Origin of the sequence: Poseidonocella sp. HB161398, assembly GCF_005870025.1 — a bacterium.
Taxonomy (GTDB): domain Bacteria; phylum Pseudomonadota; class Alphaproteobacteria; order Rhodobacterales; family Rhodobacteraceae; genus Mangrovicoccus.
This window is the reverse complement of the sequence record NZ_VATA01000030.1, coordinates 42,786-60,307: the sequence shown is the minus strand read 5'-3', so window position 1 is coordinate 60,307 and position 17,522 is coordinate 42,786. Positions and strand designations below refer to the sequence as shown.

General features: G+C 72.0%; 15 protein-coding genes. 9 read left to right on the top strand and 6 right to left on the bottom strand.

The window, feature by feature from the left end; translation table 11 throughout:
- Positions 1 to 7: 7 nt before the first annotated feature.
- Positions 8 to 952, bottom strand: a complete 945-nt coding sequence (locus tag FGX59_RS21375) for a sugar phosphate isomerase/epimerase (protein WP_138469158.1) — start codon at positions 950 to 952, stop codon at positions 8 to 10.
- 255 nt (positions 953 to 1,207) lie between these two features.
- Between FGX59_RS21375 and FGX59_RS21370 the strand changes: the two genes are divergently transcribed.
- Complete coding sequence (locus FGX59_RS21370) at positions 1,208 to 2,245, top strand: LacI family DNA-binding transcriptional regulator (RefSeq protein WP_171060763.1); 1,038 nt, start codon at positions 1,208 to 1,210, stop codon at positions 2,243 to 2,245.
- On the opposite strand, the gene FGX59_RS21365 is transcribed toward FGX59_RS21370, so the two are convergent.
- The 5 genes from FGX59_RS21365 to FGX59_RS21345 all read right to left on the bottom strand — a co-directional run bounded on the left by FGX59_RS21365 (position 2,242) and on the right by FGX59_RS21345 (position 7,084).
- Positions 2,242 to 3,891: a GMC oxidoreductase gene (locus FGX59_RS21365; protein WP_138469156.1), complete on the bottom strand. Its 1,650-nt coding sequence runs from the start codon at positions 3,889 to 3,891 to the stop codon at positions 2,242 to 2,244. The two genes, FGX59_RS21370 and FGX59_RS21365, sit on opposite strands and share 4 nt — an antisense overlap.
- A gap of 1,173 nt (positions 3,892 to 5,064) precedes the next feature.
- The gene (locus FGX59_RS21360; RefSeq protein WP_138469155.1) at positions 5,065 to 5,595 is read right to left on the bottom strand and encodes a hypothetical protein; all 531 of its coding nucleotides are present in this window, start codon (positions 5,593 to 5,595) and stop codon (positions 5,065 to 5,067) included.
- Between the two features lie 15 nt (positions 5,596 to 5,610).
- Entirely contained in the window at positions 5,611 to 5,937 is a 327-nt protein-coding gene (locus FGX59_RS21355; RefSeq protein ID WP_138469154.1) for a hypothetical protein, read from the bottom strand.
- A complete protein-coding gene (locus FGX59_RS21350; protein WP_138469153.1) occupies positions 5,938 to 6,225 on the bottom strand; it encodes a hypothetical protein in 288 nt (95 codons plus the stop codon).
- A 259-nt stretch (positions 6,226 to 6,484) separates the two neighbouring features.
- Positions 6,485 to 7,084 (bottom strand): hypothetical protein, encoded by a 600-nt coding sequence (locus FGX59_RS21345; RefSeq protein WP_138469152.1) that lies wholly within the window; start codon positions 7,082 to 7,084, stop codon positions 6,485 to 6,487.
- A 684-nt stretch (positions 7,085 to 7,768) separates the two neighbouring features.
- Here FGX59_RS21345 and pehA point away from each other — a divergent pair.
- The 8 genes from pehA to FGX59_RS39735 are packed head-to-tail and all read left to right on the top strand — an operon-like array spanning position 7,769 to position 16,851.
- Positions 7,769 to 9,307, top strand: a complete 1,539-nt coding sequence (gene pehA / locus FGX59_RS21340) for a phosphoric/sulfuric ester hydrolase PehA (RefSeq protein ID WP_138469151.1) — start codon at positions 7,769 to 7,771, stop codon at positions 9,305 to 9,307.
- Positions 9,308 to 9,341: 34 nt separating this feature from the next.
- Positions 9,342 to 10,967, top strand: coding sequence for an ABC transporter substrate-binding protein (locus FGX59_RS21335; RefSeq protein WP_138469150.1), 1,626 nt, complete (start codon positions 9,342 to 9,344; stop codon positions 10,965 to 10,967).
- 2 nt (positions 10,968 to 10,969) lie between these two features.
- Positions 10,970 to 11,989, top strand: coding sequence for an ABC transporter ATP-binding protein (locus FGX59_RS21330; protein ID WP_138469149.1), 1,020 nt, complete (start codon positions 10,970 to 10,972; stop codon positions 11,987 to 11,989).
- A complete protein-coding gene (locus tag FGX59_RS21325; RefSeq protein ID WP_138469148.1) occupies positions 11,976 to 12,950 on the top strand; it encodes an oligopeptide/dipeptide ABC transporter ATP-binding protein in 975 nt (324 codons plus the stop codon). The genes FGX59_RS21330 and FGX59_RS21325 overlap by 14 nt, the downstream gene beginning before the upstream one ends.
- The gene (locus FGX59_RS21320) at positions 12,947 to 13,870 is read left to right on the top strand and encodes an ABC transporter permease (protein WP_138469147.1); all 924 of its coding nucleotides are present in this window, start codon (positions 12,947 to 12,949) and stop codon (positions 13,868 to 13,870) included. The genes FGX59_RS21325 and FGX59_RS21320 overlap by 4 nt, the downstream gene beginning before the upstream one ends.
- Positions 13,867 to 14,745, top strand: a complete 879-nt coding sequence (locus tag FGX59_RS21315; RefSeq protein WP_138469146.1) for an ABC transporter permease — start codon at positions 13,867 to 13,869, stop codon at positions 14,743 to 14,745. The genes FGX59_RS21320 and FGX59_RS21315 overlap by 4 nt, the downstream gene beginning before the upstream one ends.
- Positions 14,742 to 15,701, top strand: coding sequence for a formylglycine-generating enzyme family protein (locus tag FGX59_RS21310; RefSeq protein WP_240722625.1), 960 nt, complete (start codon positions 14,742 to 14,744; stop codon positions 15,699 to 15,701). Before FGX59_RS21315 ends, FGX59_RS21310 begins: the two co-directional genes overlap by 4 nt.
- Complete coding sequence (locus tag FGX59_RS39735) at positions 15,601 to 16,851, top strand: ROK family protein (protein ID WP_138469145.1); 1,251 nt, start codon at positions 15,601 to 15,603, stop codon at positions 16,849 to 16,851. Before FGX59_RS21310 ends, FGX59_RS39735 begins: the two co-directional genes overlap by 101 nt.
- Positions 16,852 to 17,522 lie beyond the last annotated feature (671 nt).

Genomic DNA, 17,522 nt, shown 5'->3' with positions numbered 1-17,522 from the left:
CCCGGTCTCAGGCCATGAATTCGGCAAGCTTGTCCTCGACGAAGCGGCGGCCCTCGGTGATGGTCCTCACCGGATCGGGCGTCGCGTCGACCTCGAGGATGTTCCAGCCCTGATAGGCCGGCGCGCGGTGCAGCGCGGCCCAGGCGGGCCAGTCGACGCAGCCCGCGCCCAGATCCTGGAAATAGGGCTGGTGGCGCTGGTGGATCGTCTCGTCGACCGGCACGTCCAGCGGCATCGGCCCGGTCGCGTCCTTCCAGTGCGAGGTCACCAGCCGGTCGCGGTGCCGCGCCAGGACCGCCACCGGATCGGCGCCGGACAGCGTCAGATGCGCGCTGTCGGGGCAGAGCCCGACATAGAGCGGATCGGTCAGCAGCATGAAGAGATCGACATCGCGGGCCGTGCACATCACCGAATGGCTTTCGGTATGCAGCGCCAGCGCAATGCCGTGGGGCGCGATCGCCGCGCCGATCTCGTTGAGCAGACGCGCCAGCGGCCGCGCCAGATCCAGATCGACGAACTGCACCGGCGCCTCGCCCCTGGTCCGCCGCATCGGCAGCCCGGCGACCAGTGCATGCCCGCCGAGCGCGCCGAGCACTTCGGCATAGGCCACCGCTTTGGCGCAGATCTCCGCCCGCACCTGCGGGTCCTCCAGATCGCCATGGCGGTCGAAGCCCGAGAGGAAGCCCGAGATCATCACCAGTCCGCGGCGCTCCAGCTCGGCGCGGATCGCCGGCACCGAGCCGTAGGCGCGCAGCGCCATCTGGTAGGAGAAGGGGCCGAAGGTGCATTCGACCCCGGTCACGCCCGAGCCCGCGATCGCGTCGAGCATGCGGTCCCAGAAGGCCTTGGGGTCGCGCTCGCACAGCGCGCCGACGGCGGCGGTGTCCTCCACGCCCCAGAAGCCCGGATGGTAGAACGTGATCAGATCGACGGCCAGTTTGCGGTCAGTCATGCCGGGTCCTTCTCGCGACGTGCCGGGCCCTGCGGGGGCCCGCTGCTTTGCCATCCGCCGTTCGCAGCGGTATTTGGCAAACGTTTGACAACGATTGCTTCGCCTGACTGCCGCGGCAGATGCAACGGAAAATCTTTCATTTAGCCGGGTTTCACGCTAGAACGACGAACGGCAGATATGCGCCGCATGTTTGTTGTGCAATTCTCTGCAATCGATTGTAGAATTCTTGCGCAATCCGCGAAGGGATGGTCCGCCATGACGAGTCCGCCGAAGGGCAAGGTGTCGCTGCAGGATGTCGCCAAGGAGGCCGGCGTCTCCGTCTCCACCGTCAGCCGGGCACTGTCCTTTCCCGACCGGATCTCGAAGAAGACGCGGGAAAAGGTGCTGCGGATCGCCCAGGAGCTGGGCTACCATCCGAATATCGCGGCGCGCAACCTGCGGCTGGGGCATTCCCGAACGATCCTGGCGGTCATGCCGAACCACAAGGGCTCGATCATCTCCACCGTCGCGGGAGAGGCGATCGCGGGCATCCAGAAATACATCAGCACCCAGGGCTACGCGCTGAGCGTGGTGACCACGGATTTCACCACCGCGACCAGCAATCACGCGCTGGATCTGGTCTTCGGCAGGCAGGTCAGCGGCGTCATCCTCTTCGCCGCGCAACCGCCCGCGAGCGACGGGCGCGACATGCTGGATGCGGGCCTGCCGATGGTCAGCCTGACCGAGGATCTGGCCCATCTGGGCATCCGCTCCGTCGTCTCCAGCGACCGCCAGTCGATGATCGAGGCGGTCGGGCGGCTGGCCGATCTGGGGCATGAGCGCTTCGCCTTCATCAGCGGTCCGCCCAACAGCTACCACAGCACCCAGCGGGAGGCCGGTGTCCGCTCGGGCCTGCTGCAGCGCTTCGGCACGGATGCCGGGCTGACCAAGATCGTCGCGGATTTCAGCGTAGATACAGGGGTTTCCGCCGCGCATCAGTACTTGGCGCTGACGGATCGGCCAAGCGCGGTGATCAGCTGGGCCGACGAGGTGGCGCTCGGCTTCCAGAGCACGGTGATGACCGCGGGCTTGTCGATTCCGCGGGACCTGTCGCTGATCTCCTTCGACGGGCTGCACGCGCTGCGCTTCCTGCGCCCGTCGATTTCGACCTATGACCAGAGCCCCGGGCGGCTGGGCGGGTTCGCCGCCCAGCTTCTCGTCGAGGAGATCGAGACCGGCACCCCGCCCGAGGCGCGGCTGATCGAGATCCCGGCCGCCTTCCGTCCCGGCGACAGCCTCGCGCCGCCGCGCTAGAGCCGCCCCGCGGCCAGCTCGCCGGCCAGGTGCCGGCAGGCGCGGACCGCCTGGGCCATCACCGTCAGCGTCGTGCCGCTGACGCCGCTGCCCGCGAAAGTGCTGGCATCGGCGACGACCAGGTTCGGCACGTCCCAGCTCTGCCCCCAGGTATTGACCACCGAGGCCGCCGGGTCCGTGCCCATCACGGCGCCGCCGGTCTCGTGGATCGCCGAGCCCATGCACATCGAGCGGGTGAACATCTTGCGGAAGAACAGCCGGCTGACCGGATCGGCATGCGGGAAGCCGCCGCGGTTCATCTCGGTCAGGCCCAGCGGCGAGCCAATGAAGTCGAATTCGCCGCCCGCGCGGCAAACGATCTCCATCAGCTCCTCCTGCTGGCGCTGGATCAGCGTTTTTTCGTAGTCATGCATGACGCAGCGGATATGCGGAACCGGGATTCCCCAGGCATCGAGGCGCGCCGGATCGAGCGTGATCCGGTTGTCCTCATGCGGCAGCATCTGGCCGAAGCCGAAGAAGGAGAAAGCCGCGGGGTCGTTCCGGTCCGGGACGGCCGCGCGCCCCAGGCTGCCCTGGAAGGCGTATTCGCCGCGCTCGGTCACGGGGCGGTCGGCGCGGGCGATGAAGATCCCGCCGGGCTTCGCGTAGAACGGATCCGCGGGCGGGGATCGGTCCTCCTCCCAGCCGCGCGCCGCCGGGAACTGGCCCTGCGCCAGCACCGGAAGCTGGTCCATGAAGTAGCGTCCCAGCTTGCCCGAGCTGTTGCCCAGCCCGTCCGGATGGCTGTCCGAGGCCGAGTTCAGCATCAGCCGCACGGTCTCCACCGGCGAGGCGCAGAGCACGACCGCCGCGGCACGCGCGACATGCGCGTCCCGCCCGATCCGGTCAGTGAATTCGACCCCGGCCGCGCGACCGGCCTTGTCCGTCAGCACCCGGCGCACCACCGCGTCATGGCGGATCTCCAGCAGGCCGCTGGCCTTGGCCTCGCGCATCGGCGCCAGCATCCGGTCGGGCGCGGCCGCCACGTAGCGCCAGGACACGACCCGCATCGCGGGGTCCTCCGCCTCGACCCGGTCGCGGAAAAGACGTTCTGCTTCCGTGAGATAGGCGGGATGGGCGTAGAGACTGTCCGGCATGGTCGCCGCCCCGTCCTCGTTGCCGTAGAGGCCGAGCATCTGCTCCACCTCCTCGTAATAGGGCGCAATCTCGGCATAGTCGAACGCCCAGTCGAGCCCGCGTCCCGCCCGGCTCCGCAGGCGGAAATCGTCGTCGGTCCAGCGCATCAGCACCCGGCCGAAGGAATGCATTCGCCCGCCTTCCTGGCGGCCGCGCACCCAGAGGAAGGGCTCGCCCTTCGGGGTGGTATAGGGGTTCCTGCGGTCATTGACGAAGAACCGGCCCATCTTGCGCGAGAAGAACAGCGCGCGGGCCTGCAGGTGCTGGCCCGCCAGCGTGGCGAGACCGCGCTCGGTCAGGTTGATGGCGGTCTTGGGCTTGGGCTTCGCGGCGCGGAAATGGCGCGGACCCACCGGCGGGCCGGCCTCCAGCATCAGCACGCTGAGGCCCTGGGCGGTCAGTTCGCGGGCCGCGAAGGCCCCGGCCGCCCCGGAACCGACGATCAGCACGTCATGGCGGGTCTCGGGCATCTGTCTTGTCTTCCTCTGCTCGGATCGGTGCGCCGCCGGGCCGCCTGCAAGGCAGGCCGGTCCCGGGTCGGGCGTCACGTTTGGCAATCGTTTGCATTCCTCTTTCACCAGACGGCGGCGCGGACAACCGTTTTCCTGCGGAATCCAGCGGCGTGGCCGTCTACTGGGCGCATTTTTCATCATGCGAGGAATTTCTGCGCAGTTTTGAACCTGGCGCTTCCGCCCGCAGGCAGAGGCAGCAGATCGGACGGAAATGTCGGCGCGGCAACCCCGCCGCCGGGCGCAGCAAGGGGCGCGGCGGTCGACGCACCGCATTGTCCGGAGCTCGCGATCCGGGCTTTGCCTGCGGAGCAGAGGACCGGAAGGCCAAGCCGACGATCCGGACATCGGCGGGCCGATGCTGGCGGGCCGCTGCGCCGCGATCAGACATCCCGATCGTGGCGACAGGTCCCGTCTCGCCTGCGGACCGCGTCCCGGGGCGCCGGGCAAGATGATGCGCCGGACGGCCCCGTCGCAAGCCGTGACATGGGCGCTGGAGCAGGTGCCGGACGGGCGTCCGGCTGCCCCTGCTGTCTGCAGCTGCCGTCAATCGGCGCAGCGTCCCGGAGGAGCGGCCGAGGCCCTGCATCCCCGGAACAGGCGGGTCCGCCCCGGGAGACGCTGCCGGGAAGACCGCCCGTCTGCGCTCTCCCGGACGTGGCCTGGGGAAGAAGCCCGCGCGAAGGAACGTCCTGGACCGGCGGGCGGCACGATCGGCGGGACGTGGAGACCGCATGGCGCCCGCGGCCCGGATGCGGCCGGGCGAGCGGTGCGCATCGCCATCCACCAGGCGGGGCAGGGTCCGGCGCGGCGTGCACTGGCGCGGGGCCGGGGCCGGGGACGTCGGCGCACACGGCATGGATCCGGGACAGGGCGGTCTCCGCACCAGCGGCGACGGCCAGCCGCGCGCGCGGGCAAGCTGCGCCGCGGCACCGCCGGGCGCGGGCGCCGCGCGCTGACCGGCCGCATCGGGCGCCCGGCCGAAGAGAGCCAGCCCCGTGGCGGCGAGGGCGAAATTGACGGTGAGCTCGGCCATCGCCCGGCAGTCCAGGGCCGACGCGGCGGGCACCTCGGGCCTGGCCATCTCCGCTGCGCTGTCGGCCAGGGCGGCGGCCGCCTCCGGCAGCAGCGCAATCAGCCGCGCGGCATCGGCGCCGGCCAAGTCGCAATCCGTCTCGATCCGCCCGAGCATCGCCACCAGCCGGTTGTCACCGCGTCTGCCGTTCTGGAGCGCGGCCGCCTTGGCCCCGGCCAGCCGCCCGCGGATATCGGGAGCCACCAGCCACCAGCCACCAGCCGCAGGGCCGCCGCCGGCAGGGTCTCGGCCCCGGCCTCCGGAGCGGTCGTCTCCTCCGGCAGGCGGCGGCACACCCCGATCAGGTCGCGCGGCAGCCCGCCGGACAGGCAGTGGCACGGCATCGGGAACGGCGGCGGCAGCCGGAACACGCGGCGCTCGATTAGCCGGATCGCGCGGTCGAGGCTGAGCGGGCCGCCCCGCAGGATGTCATCGAATGCATCGCGGAACAGCAGGCCGCGAAGTTTTAAATTGCTCGTCGCGTGCTCTGACACGGAGATCAGGCAGACGTAGCCGCCGATGCCGAAAGGCGCCTTGACGCCGTTGCGGAAGGCCTTCGCCTGGCCGGTGTCGTCGATCTTGTCGAGCATCGTCGATGCCGATCATCACCGCGCCGGGAGTGTCGCCGCGACGATGGCCTCGACCAGCCGGTGGTCGCCGCCGGCGGCCTCCGGAAAGGAGAGCGGGTGCCGGGCCAGAGCCTCCTCGCCGCTGTGCCCGCCCTTGAGCTCGCCCGGCAGCTCCAGCCCGTCGGCATAGCCGGCCTTGACGCGCTGCTGGAAGGCGAGCTGCCGCGGCCGGTCCTGCGCAAGGCCGCGGGCCTCCTTCCCGGCGACCGCGCGGGGCGCGTCCTCGAAGAACTGGCGTGCCTTCCGGGCGCGCAGGCCGCCCAGCCCCAGACGGCAGAGCAGGAGCCCCGCGCCGTAGAACACCTAACCCGCGACCGGGCAGTGCAGCGGCGACAGCCCGGGCACCTGCGCCCGCACGGCCACCGCATTGCCCGGACGCGGCGCAGGCGCGGGGGCCCCGTCCGCCGGATCCGGCGCTCTGCGGGCCAGCGCGCTGCGATAGCCGTCACAGTTCAGCACGGCCGCCATCCCCAGGCGCGCCAGGGCCGTCGCCATGGCGACGAGTCCGCCCGCGCGCAGGGAGCCGGGTTCGGCCAGCGGGATCCGGAGCTGCAGCCAGCGGCGCCGTGCCGCTGCGCCGGGCAGCCTCATCCGCCGCGCTCTCTCAGCACGGCGCAGCAGAGCCGCGAGAAGAGAAGCAGGATGTGTCTTGGCGCACCGGGGCCGAGACCATCACCCGGGCCACGTCGGCCGCCGCCCCCCCCGATACCAGCCGGTCGCAGTACGGCCGCGTCAGCGCGGTCTTGCCCGCGCCGCGCTCGCCGGCCGGGCCGGTGCGGCCGCCGGGCATCAGCGGCCGCCCGGCGCGCAGGTCCTGCTCGGCCTCGGTCTGGATCGCCGGGGCGGGGTTTCAGATCTCCGCAAGCTGGGTGCGCCGGTCGCCGCGCAGCTCGAGCACCCGGAGGGCATCATCCCGTTGGCCGGCGCCGCGACGGTCTCGGTCACGATCCGCCGTTCGGTCTGCAGCAGCTCCGGCTCGGCCTCCGCGGCCATCTTCTTCGCCTCCCGCTCCGGCAGCCCGGCCCCGTCCCGGGCATCGGCGCCCTGCGGCCGCCAGGCACTGCGCAGCGGCCAGGAGAGGCGCAGGAGGATGACCGCCAGCACGGCGAGGATGGCAGGCTGCCCGGCCGCGCTGGCGGGACAGCGGGCTGGCCGAAGTGGCGGACCTGCCGAGCAGCATGGCCAGAATGGCGCCAATGCCGAGCAGCAGGAGAGCCGCCATGGCCACGCGGCGGAGGATGAGGGAGAGGCGGCCGCCGGTCAGGCGGGCAGCGCCGCGTCCTGCCGCGCCCGTCCGCCGCTGCTTCAGCAGCTGCCGCCCCGGGACGGGCTGCCGGCGCGGCTCCTGCGTGGCGGCCTCGATCTCGCCGGGGCGCGCATGGGCCCTGAACGCCGGATCCTGGAGGTCCATATCGGGATCGGCCTCCGGCGCGAGCTGGCTGTCGATCACCTCTGCAATCAGGGTGCCGATCCGGGTTCCGTCCGCCGCCGCCGTGACGGCTCCTGCCCAGGCATCCGGAGACCGGGTAGCAGGGCGGCGCGTCCCGCCCAATGCAGGCCATCCGGAGGCGGAGGGCGGCGCAGGGAGCGTCAGGACGCCGGACTCCGGGCCCGCGGCGGCGGTGCTGGCCTCCGGACAGGCCCGGGACGCGGTTGCGGCGGCCGGAGCCGTGGGGTGCTGGCCTGCGGATAGGCCACGGCACGCGGTGCGGCGGACGGAGCCGTGGGGGTGCTGGCCGGCGGATGGGCCCCGGGATGCAGTGGAGACGGCTGGAGCTCTCCCGGTCCGGGCTGGCGGGGGAACGGTAACGGGTCGGGGTCGCGGCCAGGAGGCTAGGGCATGCGGGGCGGGCAGGGGTGGCCTCCGGCTTGGCGAAGCGGCCCGCGCAGTGGTCGGGAACCACGGCGCCGGGCCAAAGGGCGCTGCCGCGCCGGCGGGGCGGCGGGCATTCCCGGAGCGCCCGGGCCCGGTCGCCGACAGCGCGGCGGCGTTGGCGCTTCGGGGCGCCGCATGCGCTCCGGCCGTGCCCGCCTGCGATGTCACAAGAGTTTAACGCGGGCGCCATGCTATATACACATGATGAGTGTTAATCGCGCCGGGTAACGAGTTCCCGAGTTTCCCGAAGGTGCAGACATGCCCGGCCCCAATGTTCTCTTCATCGTTGTCGACCAGTGGCGCGGCGACATGCTCGCCCGTCTGGGGGCCGCGGGGCTGCGGACGCCCAATATCGACCGGCTCTGCCGCGAGGGCACGACCTTCGCCAGCCACTACACCGTCACCGTCCCCTGCGGCCCGTCGCGGGCCAGCCTGATGACCGGGCTCTACGCGATGACCCACCGCGCGGTGCAGAACACCATCCCGCTCGACCGCCGCCACGCCAATCTGGCGACGGAGCTGCGCGCCTCGGGCTACGACCCGGCGCTGATCGGCTATTCGACCTCGGTGCCGGATCCGCGGGCCGCCGCACCGGGCGATCCGCGCTTCGGCTGGCTCGGCGACGTGATGGAGGGCTTCCGCCCGATCTGCAGCTTCGAGCCGGAGAAGGAATCCTATTTCGGCTGGCTGGCGCAGAACGGCGTCGAGCTGCCCGCGAAGCGCGACGACATATGGCTGCCCGAGGGCGCGGATGCGGTGCCCGGCGCGACCGACCGTCCGTCGCGGATCCCCGCACATCTGAGCGACACGGCCTTCTTCACCGAAGCCGCGCTGAGCTATCTCAAGGGCGTGACCCCGGGCCGGCCGTTCTTCCTGCATCTGGGCTACTGGCGGCCGCACCCGCCCTTCGTCGCCTCTGCACCCTACCACGCGATGTACGACCCCGCCGAGATGCCCGCCCCGGTCCGCGCCGAGAGCGCCGAAGCCGAGGCCGCGCAGCATCCGCTGCTGGAGTTCTACCTGCGCGACACCTCGCAGGGCGGGTTCTTCCAGGGGGCGCAGGGCCGCGCGGCGGATATGAGCGAGGCCGAGATCCGGCAGATGCGCGCCACTTACTGGGGGCTGATGAGCGAGATCGACGACCAGCTCGGCCGGGTCTTCGCGGAGCTCGAGGAGGCGGGCCTCTGGGACGACACGCTGATCGTCTTCACCTCCGACCATGGCGAGCAGCTCGGCGACCACCACCTGCTGGGCAAGGTCGCCTATCACGACGAGAGCTACCACATCCCGCTGGTCATCCGCGATCCGCGCCGCCCGGACCGGGCCGGAGAGGTGGAGACCGCCTTCACCGAGAGCGTCGACGTGATGCCGACCATCCTCGACTGGCTCGGCGCCACGCCGCCCGCCCATGTCGACGGCCGCTCGCTCTTGCCCTTCCTCGACGGGCAGCCCCCCGCGGACTGGCGGCAGGAGGCGCATTTCGAATACGATTTCCGCAACGTCTTCTATTCCCGCCCGGAGGAGGAGCTGGGCGTCGGGATGGACGAAGCGTCGCTGGCGGTAATCCGCGACGGCAAGTGGAAATACGTGCATTTCGCCGCGCTGCCGCCGCTGCTCTTCGACCTGGAGGCGGACCCGCATCAATTCGTCAACCTCGCCGCCGATCCGGCCCATGCCGCGGTGGTGGCCGAGTATGCCGGCCGGATGCTGAGCTGGCGCATGCGCCATGCCGACCGCAGCCTGACCGGCTATGCCAGCAGCCCCGGCGGGCTGGTGAACCGCCGCGCTGCCTCCTGACCCCCGCACCGCAACCAGAAAAGAGATCCCCCCGATGCTCCTTCTTCCCCGTCGCGGCTTCCTGGCCATGTCCGGCGCCGCCGCGCTGGCCGCCCCGCGCCTGTCCTTCGCCCAGTCCGCCCGCCCGTCGCTGACCGTCGCCGTGCAGAAGATCGCCACCTCGAACACGCTCGATCCCTTGACCGAGCAGTCGAATGTCGGCACGCGGATCATGAATTCCTACCTCGAATGCCTGATCGGCCAGAACTACCAGGACAAGCTGCAGCCGGTGCCGCGGCTGGCCACCGGCTGGCGCCGCATCGACGACCGCACCGTCGAGCTGGAGCTGCGCCGCGGCGTCAAATTCCACAATGGCGACGAGATGACCGCCGCGGACGTGGCCTTCAGCTTCTCCGCCGCGCGGATGTTCGGCGACACCACGCCCGAGGGCTGGGACCGGACCATCGCCGTGAGCGAAGAGCGCATCACCCAGCGCAGCAAGGAGCTGCCGCCGCAGGTCCCGGCCGTGTCGCGCCGCCTCTGGCCGTCGCTGCTCCAGGTCGAGATCGTCGGCGACTACACCGTGCGCTTCGTCAACGCGACGCCGGATGTCACGATGGAAGGCCGCATCATGGCGCTCGGCAGCCAGATCATCAGCCGCCGCGCCTTCGAGGAGGCGCCGAGCTGGCTCGATTTCGCCCGCAGCCCGGTCGGCACCGGCCCCTACAAGGTCGCTTCCTTCACCCCCGATACCGAGCTGGTCCTGGTTGCGCATGAGGAGTATTTCGGCGGCCGCCCGCCGCTCGAGGAGCTGCGCTTCGTCCAGGTTCCCGAGGCCTCCCAGCGGGTCAACGGCGTGCGCGCGGGCCAGTACGACATGGCCTGCGACCTGACCCCGGACCAGTTCGATACGGTGACGGCCGATCCCCGGCTGGAGATCGCCGGCGGCATCATCAACAACATCCGCGTCACCAATTTCGACAAGCACGACACCGCGCTGGCCGATCCGCGCGTGCGCCAGGCGATGCTGCATGCCGTCGACCGCCAGCTGATCGTCGACCAGCTCTGGATGGGCCAGACGGTGGTGCCGAAGGGCGACCAGTTCGAATGGTACGGCGACATGTACCTGTCGGACTGGGCCGCCCCCGCCTACGACCCGCAGAAGTCGAAGGAGCTCCTGGCGGCGGCGGGCTACAAGGGCGAGCCGATCCCCTACCGCCTGCTCAACGACTACTACACGCTGCAGGTGAACACCGCGCAGGTCATGGTCGAGATGTGGAACCAGGCCGGGCTGAATGTCGAGATCGAGATGAAGGAGAACTGGGCGCAGATCTGGGATCCCGAAGGCACCCGCGGCATCCATGACTGGTCCTCTGGCGGCAGCTTCCCCGATCCGGTCGCCACCCAGCCGAACCAGTGGGGCCCGCAGGGCCAGGCGGTGCAGACCGGCGAATACGGCAATGACGAGGTCAACCGGCTCTGCGGCGTGCTGCAGACCTCGACCGACCGGGCCGCGCGCAGGCAGGCCTTCCGCCGGATGCTGGAGATCGTGGAATACGAGGATCCGGCCTATGGCGTGATCAACCAGAACGCCACCTTCACCGCCAAGGCGAAGTCGCTGGCCTGGAAGGCGGCGCCGTCCTTCGCCATGGATTTCCGCCCCGCCAACTGGCCGGCGTGACCATGGCAGCGGATCACGGGGGAGGGGCGGCGGCGCCCCTCCTTGCCTTCGACGGGTTCCGCGTCGGCTTCCCGCGCGGCCCGGCGGTGCGCGGCATCGACCTCGCGGTCGGCCGCGGCGAGGCGCTGGGGATCGTCGGCGAGAGCGGCTCGGGCAAGTCGGTGACCTGGCTCGCCGCGCTGGGGCTGCTGGGCGGCAGCGCCCGCATATCGGGCCGGGCGACCTTCGACGGGCAGGATCTGGCGGCAATGGCGCCCGACCGTCTGGCGCGGCTGCGCGGCGGCCGGATCGCGATGATCTTCCAGGACCCGATGAGCGCGCTCAACCCGGTCAAGCGGGTGGGCAGCCAGGTCGCCGAGGTCCTGAAGCTGCATCGCGGCCTGGCCGGAAGGGCGGCGCGGGCCGAGACACGGCGGCTCTTCGACCAGGTCGGCATCCCCGATGCCGCGCGGCGCACCGAGCTCTATCCGCACGAGCTTTCCGGCGGGCAGAACCAGCGCGTCGCCATCGCCATGGCGCTGGCGGGCCATCCCGACCTGCTGGTCGCGGACGAGCCGACCACCGCGCTCGACGTGACCATCCAGGCGCAGATCCTGACGCTGCTCGACGACCTGCGGCGCGATCTGGGCATGGCGCTGGTGCTGATCAGCCATGACCTGTCGGTGGTGGGCGAGCTCTGCGACCGGATCGCCGTCTGCTATGCCGGGCGCATCGTCGAGACCGCGCCGGTGGCGCAGCTCCTGCGTGCCCCCGCCCATCCCTATACCCAGGGACTGATCGGCGCGGCGCCGCGCTTCGGCGCGCGGGCGCTGGTGCCGATCCCCGGCCAGGTGCCCGAGCCCTGGAACATGCCGCCGGGCTGCGCCTTCGCGCCGCGCTGCCTGCATGCCCGCGCGGATTGCGCCGCGGCCGAGCCGCCGCTGGTGCCGGTGGGCGATCCCGGCCATCTCTCCGCCTGCCTGCTCTCCGGGGGCACCGGCGCCGCGGCCCTGCGCGAGGAGACCCGCCATGCCCCTGCTTGAGCTCCGCGACGTCGGCCGCGACTATGTCTCGCCCGGCGGCCTGCTGAAACCGCCCCGGCGGGTGAGGGCGCTCGACGGCGTCAGCCTCTCGGTGGAGCGCGGCCGGATCCTCGGCATCGTCGGCGAGTCGGGCTGCGGCAAGTCCACCACCGGCCGCGTCGCCCTCGGGCTGGAGCCGCCCGACCGCGGCGAGGTCCGCTTCGACGGCCGCCCGATGCCCGCGCCCGGCACGCCGGACTGGCGCGCGCTGCGGGCGCGGATGCAGATGGTCTTCCAGGATCCGCTGGGCGCGCTCGACAAGCGCATGACCATCGCCGCGCAGATCGCCGAGCCGCTGGTGATCCAGGGGCAGGGGACGCGCGAGAGCCGCGCCGCCCGCGTCGCCGAGCTGCTGGCGGCGGTCGGCCTGCGCCCGGACCAGGGCGAGGCACATCCGCTGCAGCTGTCGGGCGGGCAGCGGCAGCGCGCCGTGCTGGCCCGCGCGCTGGCGGCCGGGCCCGACCTCCTGGTCTGCGACGAGCCGGTCTCGGCGCTCGATGTCTCGATCCAGGCGCAGGTGGTCAATATCCTGCTTCGGCTCCAGCGCGACCTGGGCCTCGCCATGCTCTTCATCAGCCACGACCTGAAGCTGGTCGGCGCGATCGCCGACGAGGTGGCGGTGATGTATCTCGGCCGGGTGGTGGAGCGCGGCACGCCCGAGCAGATCTTCTCCGGCCCGGTGCATCCCTATACCCGCATCCTCGTCGCCTCGATCCCCGATCCGTTCCGCACCGGCCCGCGGCCGCGGCTCTCGGGCGAGCCGCCCGATCCCGCCGCGCGGCCGCCGGGCTGTCCTTTCCACCCGCGCTGCGCCACGGCCGAGGACAGCTGCCGCAGCACCCGGCCCGGACTGATCCGGCTGCCCGGCGGGCGCGAGGCCGCCTGTCCCGTCACCGCGCCCAGAGCGGAGGTTCCCGCATGACCGCCTTCCTGCTGCGCCGCGTGCTGCGCGCGCTCCTGACCATCCTGATCGTCGTCGCCGCCGCCTTCGTCGCGCTGCGCACCACCTCCGACCCGGCGATCGTCGTGCTCGGCCCCGATGCGCCGCCCGAGGCGATCGCCGCCTTCCACGAAGCCTGGGGGCTCGACCGGCCGCTCTGGGTGCAGTTCGGCAGCTACATGCGCGACCTCGTCCACGGCAATTTCGGCAAGTCGATGCTCGACGGCCAGGACGCGCTGGAGAAGGTGCTGGACCGGGTGGCGGTGACGCTGCAGATCATGGTCCCGGCGCTGGTGCTCGGCATCATGGCCGGGGTCGGCGCGGGCACGGTCGCGGCGCTCAACCGCGGCCGGCCGCTCGACCGGCTGATGATGCTCGGCGCGGTCTCGGGCTTCGCCGTGCCGGGCTTCGTCCTCGGGCTGGTGCTGGTGCTGGTTTTCGCGGTGACCCTGCAATGGCTGCCCTCGGGCGGCAATGACAGCTGGAAGGGCACGCTCCTGCCGGTGCTGACGCTGGCGACCGGCTGGGCGGCGATCCTCGCGCGCTTCACCCGCTCGGCGATGATCGAGGTGCTGGACCAGCCCTATATCCGCACCGGCAGCGCCAAGGGGCTGATCTGGCGCGAGGTGGTGATCCGCCACGCCATGCCCAATGCCGCGATCCCGGTCGTGACGATGATCGGCTTCATGGTCGGCGGCCTGCTGGCCGGGGCGGTCGTGACCGAGAGCGTCTTCTCCTGGCCGGGGCTCGGCCAGCTCATCGTCACCTCGGTCAGCTCGCGCGACGTGGCGGTGGTGCAATGCGTGCTGGTCCTGGTGGCCGCCACGATGGTGATGTCGAACATGATCGTCGACCTGCTCTATGGCTGGCTCGACCCCAGGATGCGGGAGGGCGGACGATGACCGCCGATGTTGCACTGGCCGCCGCGCCGCAGGTGCGCGCAAGGCGCCTGCCGAAGCTGCCCCTGACCGTGGCGCTCTCGGCGGGATGGATGGCCGCGATGGTGCTGGTGGCGATCTTCGCCCACTGGCTGAAGCCCTACACGATCACCGGGATGGACCTTATGGCGCGGCTGCAGCCGCCGGTCTTCATGGGCGGCAGCTGGGACCACGTGCTGGGCACCGACCAGCTCGGCCGCGACGTGCTGGCCCGGCTGATCGTCTCGATCCGGGTCAGCCTGACGCTGGCGGTCTCCGCCACGGTGCTGGGCGTGCTCTTCGGCGGGCTGATGGGGCTGGCGGCGGCGCATTTCCGCGGCCCGGTGGAGCAGCTCGTGCTGATCCTGATCGACGTGCAGGCGGCGCTCCCATTCATCATCCTGGCGCTCTCGGCGCTGGCCTTCTTCGGCAATTCCTGGCTGCTCTTGGTCTTCCTGCTGGCCTTCTACGGCTGGGAGCGGCACGCCCGCGTGGTCCGGGGCCTGGCGCTCGCCGCCTCGCGGCAGGGCTACATGCAGGCGGTGGAGCAGCTCGGCGCGGGGCCGGGGCGGCTCTATCTGCGGCACATGCTGCCCAACATGGCGGCGACGCTCGTCGTCTCGGCGACGCTGGCCTTCCCGGAGGTGATCCTCGCCGCCTCCGGCCTCAGCTTCCTCGGGCTCGGCATCCAGCCGCCCAACACGAGCCTCGGCAACATGGTGGGCTATGGCCGCGCCTACCTGCAGAACGCGCCCTGGGTGCTGCTGGCGCCCTCGGCGGTGATCGTGCTGACGACGCTGTCGATCTCGATGCTCGGCGACTGGATGCGCGACCGGCTCGATCCGGCGGAGCGGGCGTGAGCGCCTGCTGCGGCCCCGCGGGCACGGGCGAGGCGGCGGCGGCCGACCGCCACATGGCGCGGGCGCTCGCGGTGGCGCCCGCGCCCGCGGACATCCGGGCCGGGCTCCTCGCCGCGCTTCGCCCCGTGCCGGGCGGGATCTTCGAGATGGGCGCGCGGCGCTCCACCTATCCGGCCGATCTCGACAGCCCGCGGCGCAAGGTCCGCGTCAGCGCCTTCCGGATCGCGCCCATGGCCGTGACCAATGACGGCTATGCCCGCTTCGCCGCGGCCACCGGCTATGCCTCCGTCGCCGAGACCGAGGGCTGGAGCTTCGTCTTCCACCTGGCGCTCCGCCAGCCTGCCGCGCATCCGCAGAGCCCGCTGGGCCTGCCCTGGTGGCGCCGCGTCGAGGGGGCCTGCTGGCACGCGCCCGAAGGCCCCGGCAGCAGCACCGCAGGGCGCGGCGACCATCCCGCGGTGCATCTGGCCTGGCAGGATGCGCAGGCCTATTGCCGCTGGGCCGGGCTGCGCCTGCCGACCGAGGCAGAGTGGGAACGCGCCGCCAGGGGCGGGCTGGCGCGGCAGAAATTCCCCTGGGGCGCCACGTTCCGTCCCGGCGGGGCGGCGGCGATGAACACGTTCGAGGGCCGGTTTCCCGATGCGCCCGCGGCCGGAGCGGACTGGCGCGGCACGGTGCCCGCCGGGGCCTTCGCGCCGAATGGCTACGGGCTCTACAACATGACCGGCAATGTCTGGGAATGGGTCGAGGACCGGTTCGGACCGCTGCCCGATGCCAGCCCGCTGCCCGCGCGCGACCCGGCAGGCGCGGCGACAGGCACCGCGCGGGTCCAGCGCGGCGGCTCGCATCTGTGCCATGCCAGCTATTGCGACCGCTACCACGTGCATTCGCGCACCCGCAACGATCCCGACAGCACCACGGGCCATGCCGGGTTCCGCGTGGCGGCGGATCCCTGAGCCCCGCCATCGCGCGCCGCCGGCTTTCGCGATCTGCGTCGCGGGTCCCGGGACGAGCCGCCGATTGCCGCCCGCAGCTTTCCCGCGGCTCCGCATGCGCTGCCGCCATGGTTCCGCCGCCAGCCCGGCCGCAGCGACAGGCGGTCCCTCGCCGCGATCCGGCAATCGTCCGCGCCGGAGCGACCGCAAGCATGGTGCTGGCGCGGCAATCGGCGCACAGGCGGCTGAAGGCATGATCCGTTTCACGTCACTGGTGCGGCGACCGCGCATCGCGCTCGAGCCGCACTTCAGTGCAGCGCTCGGCACCGGCCGGGCCAGGCTGGTCGGCCGCGAAGCCGCCGGCCGCCACCGGACCCGCCCCCTTGGCATCGCGGGCGACCCGGCGCCCGGAGTGATGAAGCGGATCGCCACCAGGGGCCGGACGCTGGCAGCTGCCGGCGGGCTCGGCATCGGCCTCCCCATCACCGGTTGCCTGGCGCAGGACCGGCGCTCGGGCTCGCCGCAGGCGCAGCCGCAAGTGCTCTGTGCCAGATTGGTTCTGGCCTCCGCGGTGTCGTGCGTCGTGGAGCCTCCCTGCCGAACCGCGAATGACGCGAACGCTTCGGCGCCCTGCGGAGCAATATTCGGGCCCCGCCGCCGCTGCCGCGATCTCGCCCCTCGCGCCGTCAGCCACGGGCCCGGCGCCGGGATCGTCAGCGACGGCTGTCTGATGCGGGGCGCTTCGGCAATGCCGACGGGATCAAGGCACTCTTTTGCGGCGGCGATCTCCTCGACCATCCCGCGCCCGGGCTGCTGCAGAAGGCCGGGCACGACCTCCGCTCGATCGACGGCCCCGAGGGCCCGGCCGAGGAGATGCGGCCCGGGCTCGCCGTCTGGATCGCGCGGACCGCGCTGCATTTCGATCCGCTTCTCAGCGCGGCGGTGCTTTGCGAGCCCGACTGCATCATCGCGCTGTCCCGCCTCCGGTTCTTCGCGCGCGCGCCATGGCAGGACGCGCCCGCTCTGCGCCCCCGGCCCCGATGTCCCGGCCATTGCCGCTTGCCTGCCGCTCAGCGCCGTGGTCCTCCGAACCGCCGCCCGCGGGACCGTGCCCGGCAGAAGGTCGCCGCATGCCGCGCGTCCGGAACTGCCCGGCGGCGTCCGTGCCTGAACGCCCGCCAAGCCCGGACCCGCCCCTTCCGCAAAGCGGCGGCCGGCCGCTAGAACGGCCGTCCAGAGGCCCGGAGCATCTCCCGTTCCTCGGTCGAGCCCGCCTGCAGGAGGACGGCGCGGCCCCGGCCGCCCAAAGTCTGGCCCATGCAGGCAAGGGAGGCGGTGACGGGACGCTGCGCTATTTCACGCCGCTTCGGGCGCACCCTTCTCCGAGCGGGCGGCATCACGGTCCGGCGCTCCATGCGGATCGAAGCGGCGGCCATGCCTGCTAGTGACAGAGCCGCGGCCGCGGTGACGATGCCTGAGGCACCTCGCCCCGCGCCTTACCGGCAGCTCCTCCGGCAGGCGGCTCCGCGGAAGCGGATGCGCACCGGCAGGGACCGCCCGAAGGGCATTCCGGGCAGGCACACCTCGCACCTCGCACCTCGCACCGATAGGGGCAGCAGGGGCCTCCGGAGGCCGCAAGCCCCTTCACGGCCGAAGCGGAAAGGCCGCAAGCTGCGAGGCACGGCGGGCGACGACGAAGCTCTCGCGCAAGGCTGTTCCGCGCCGCTACCGGGGGGCGCGCAGAGCGGGCCGTCCCGGAGGACCGGAAGACGCTTGCCGGATGGCAGCTCCGGCGCAGCCAGCCAGACGGCGACTCTGCGGCGGTTCCGTGCTAGGGTGCGG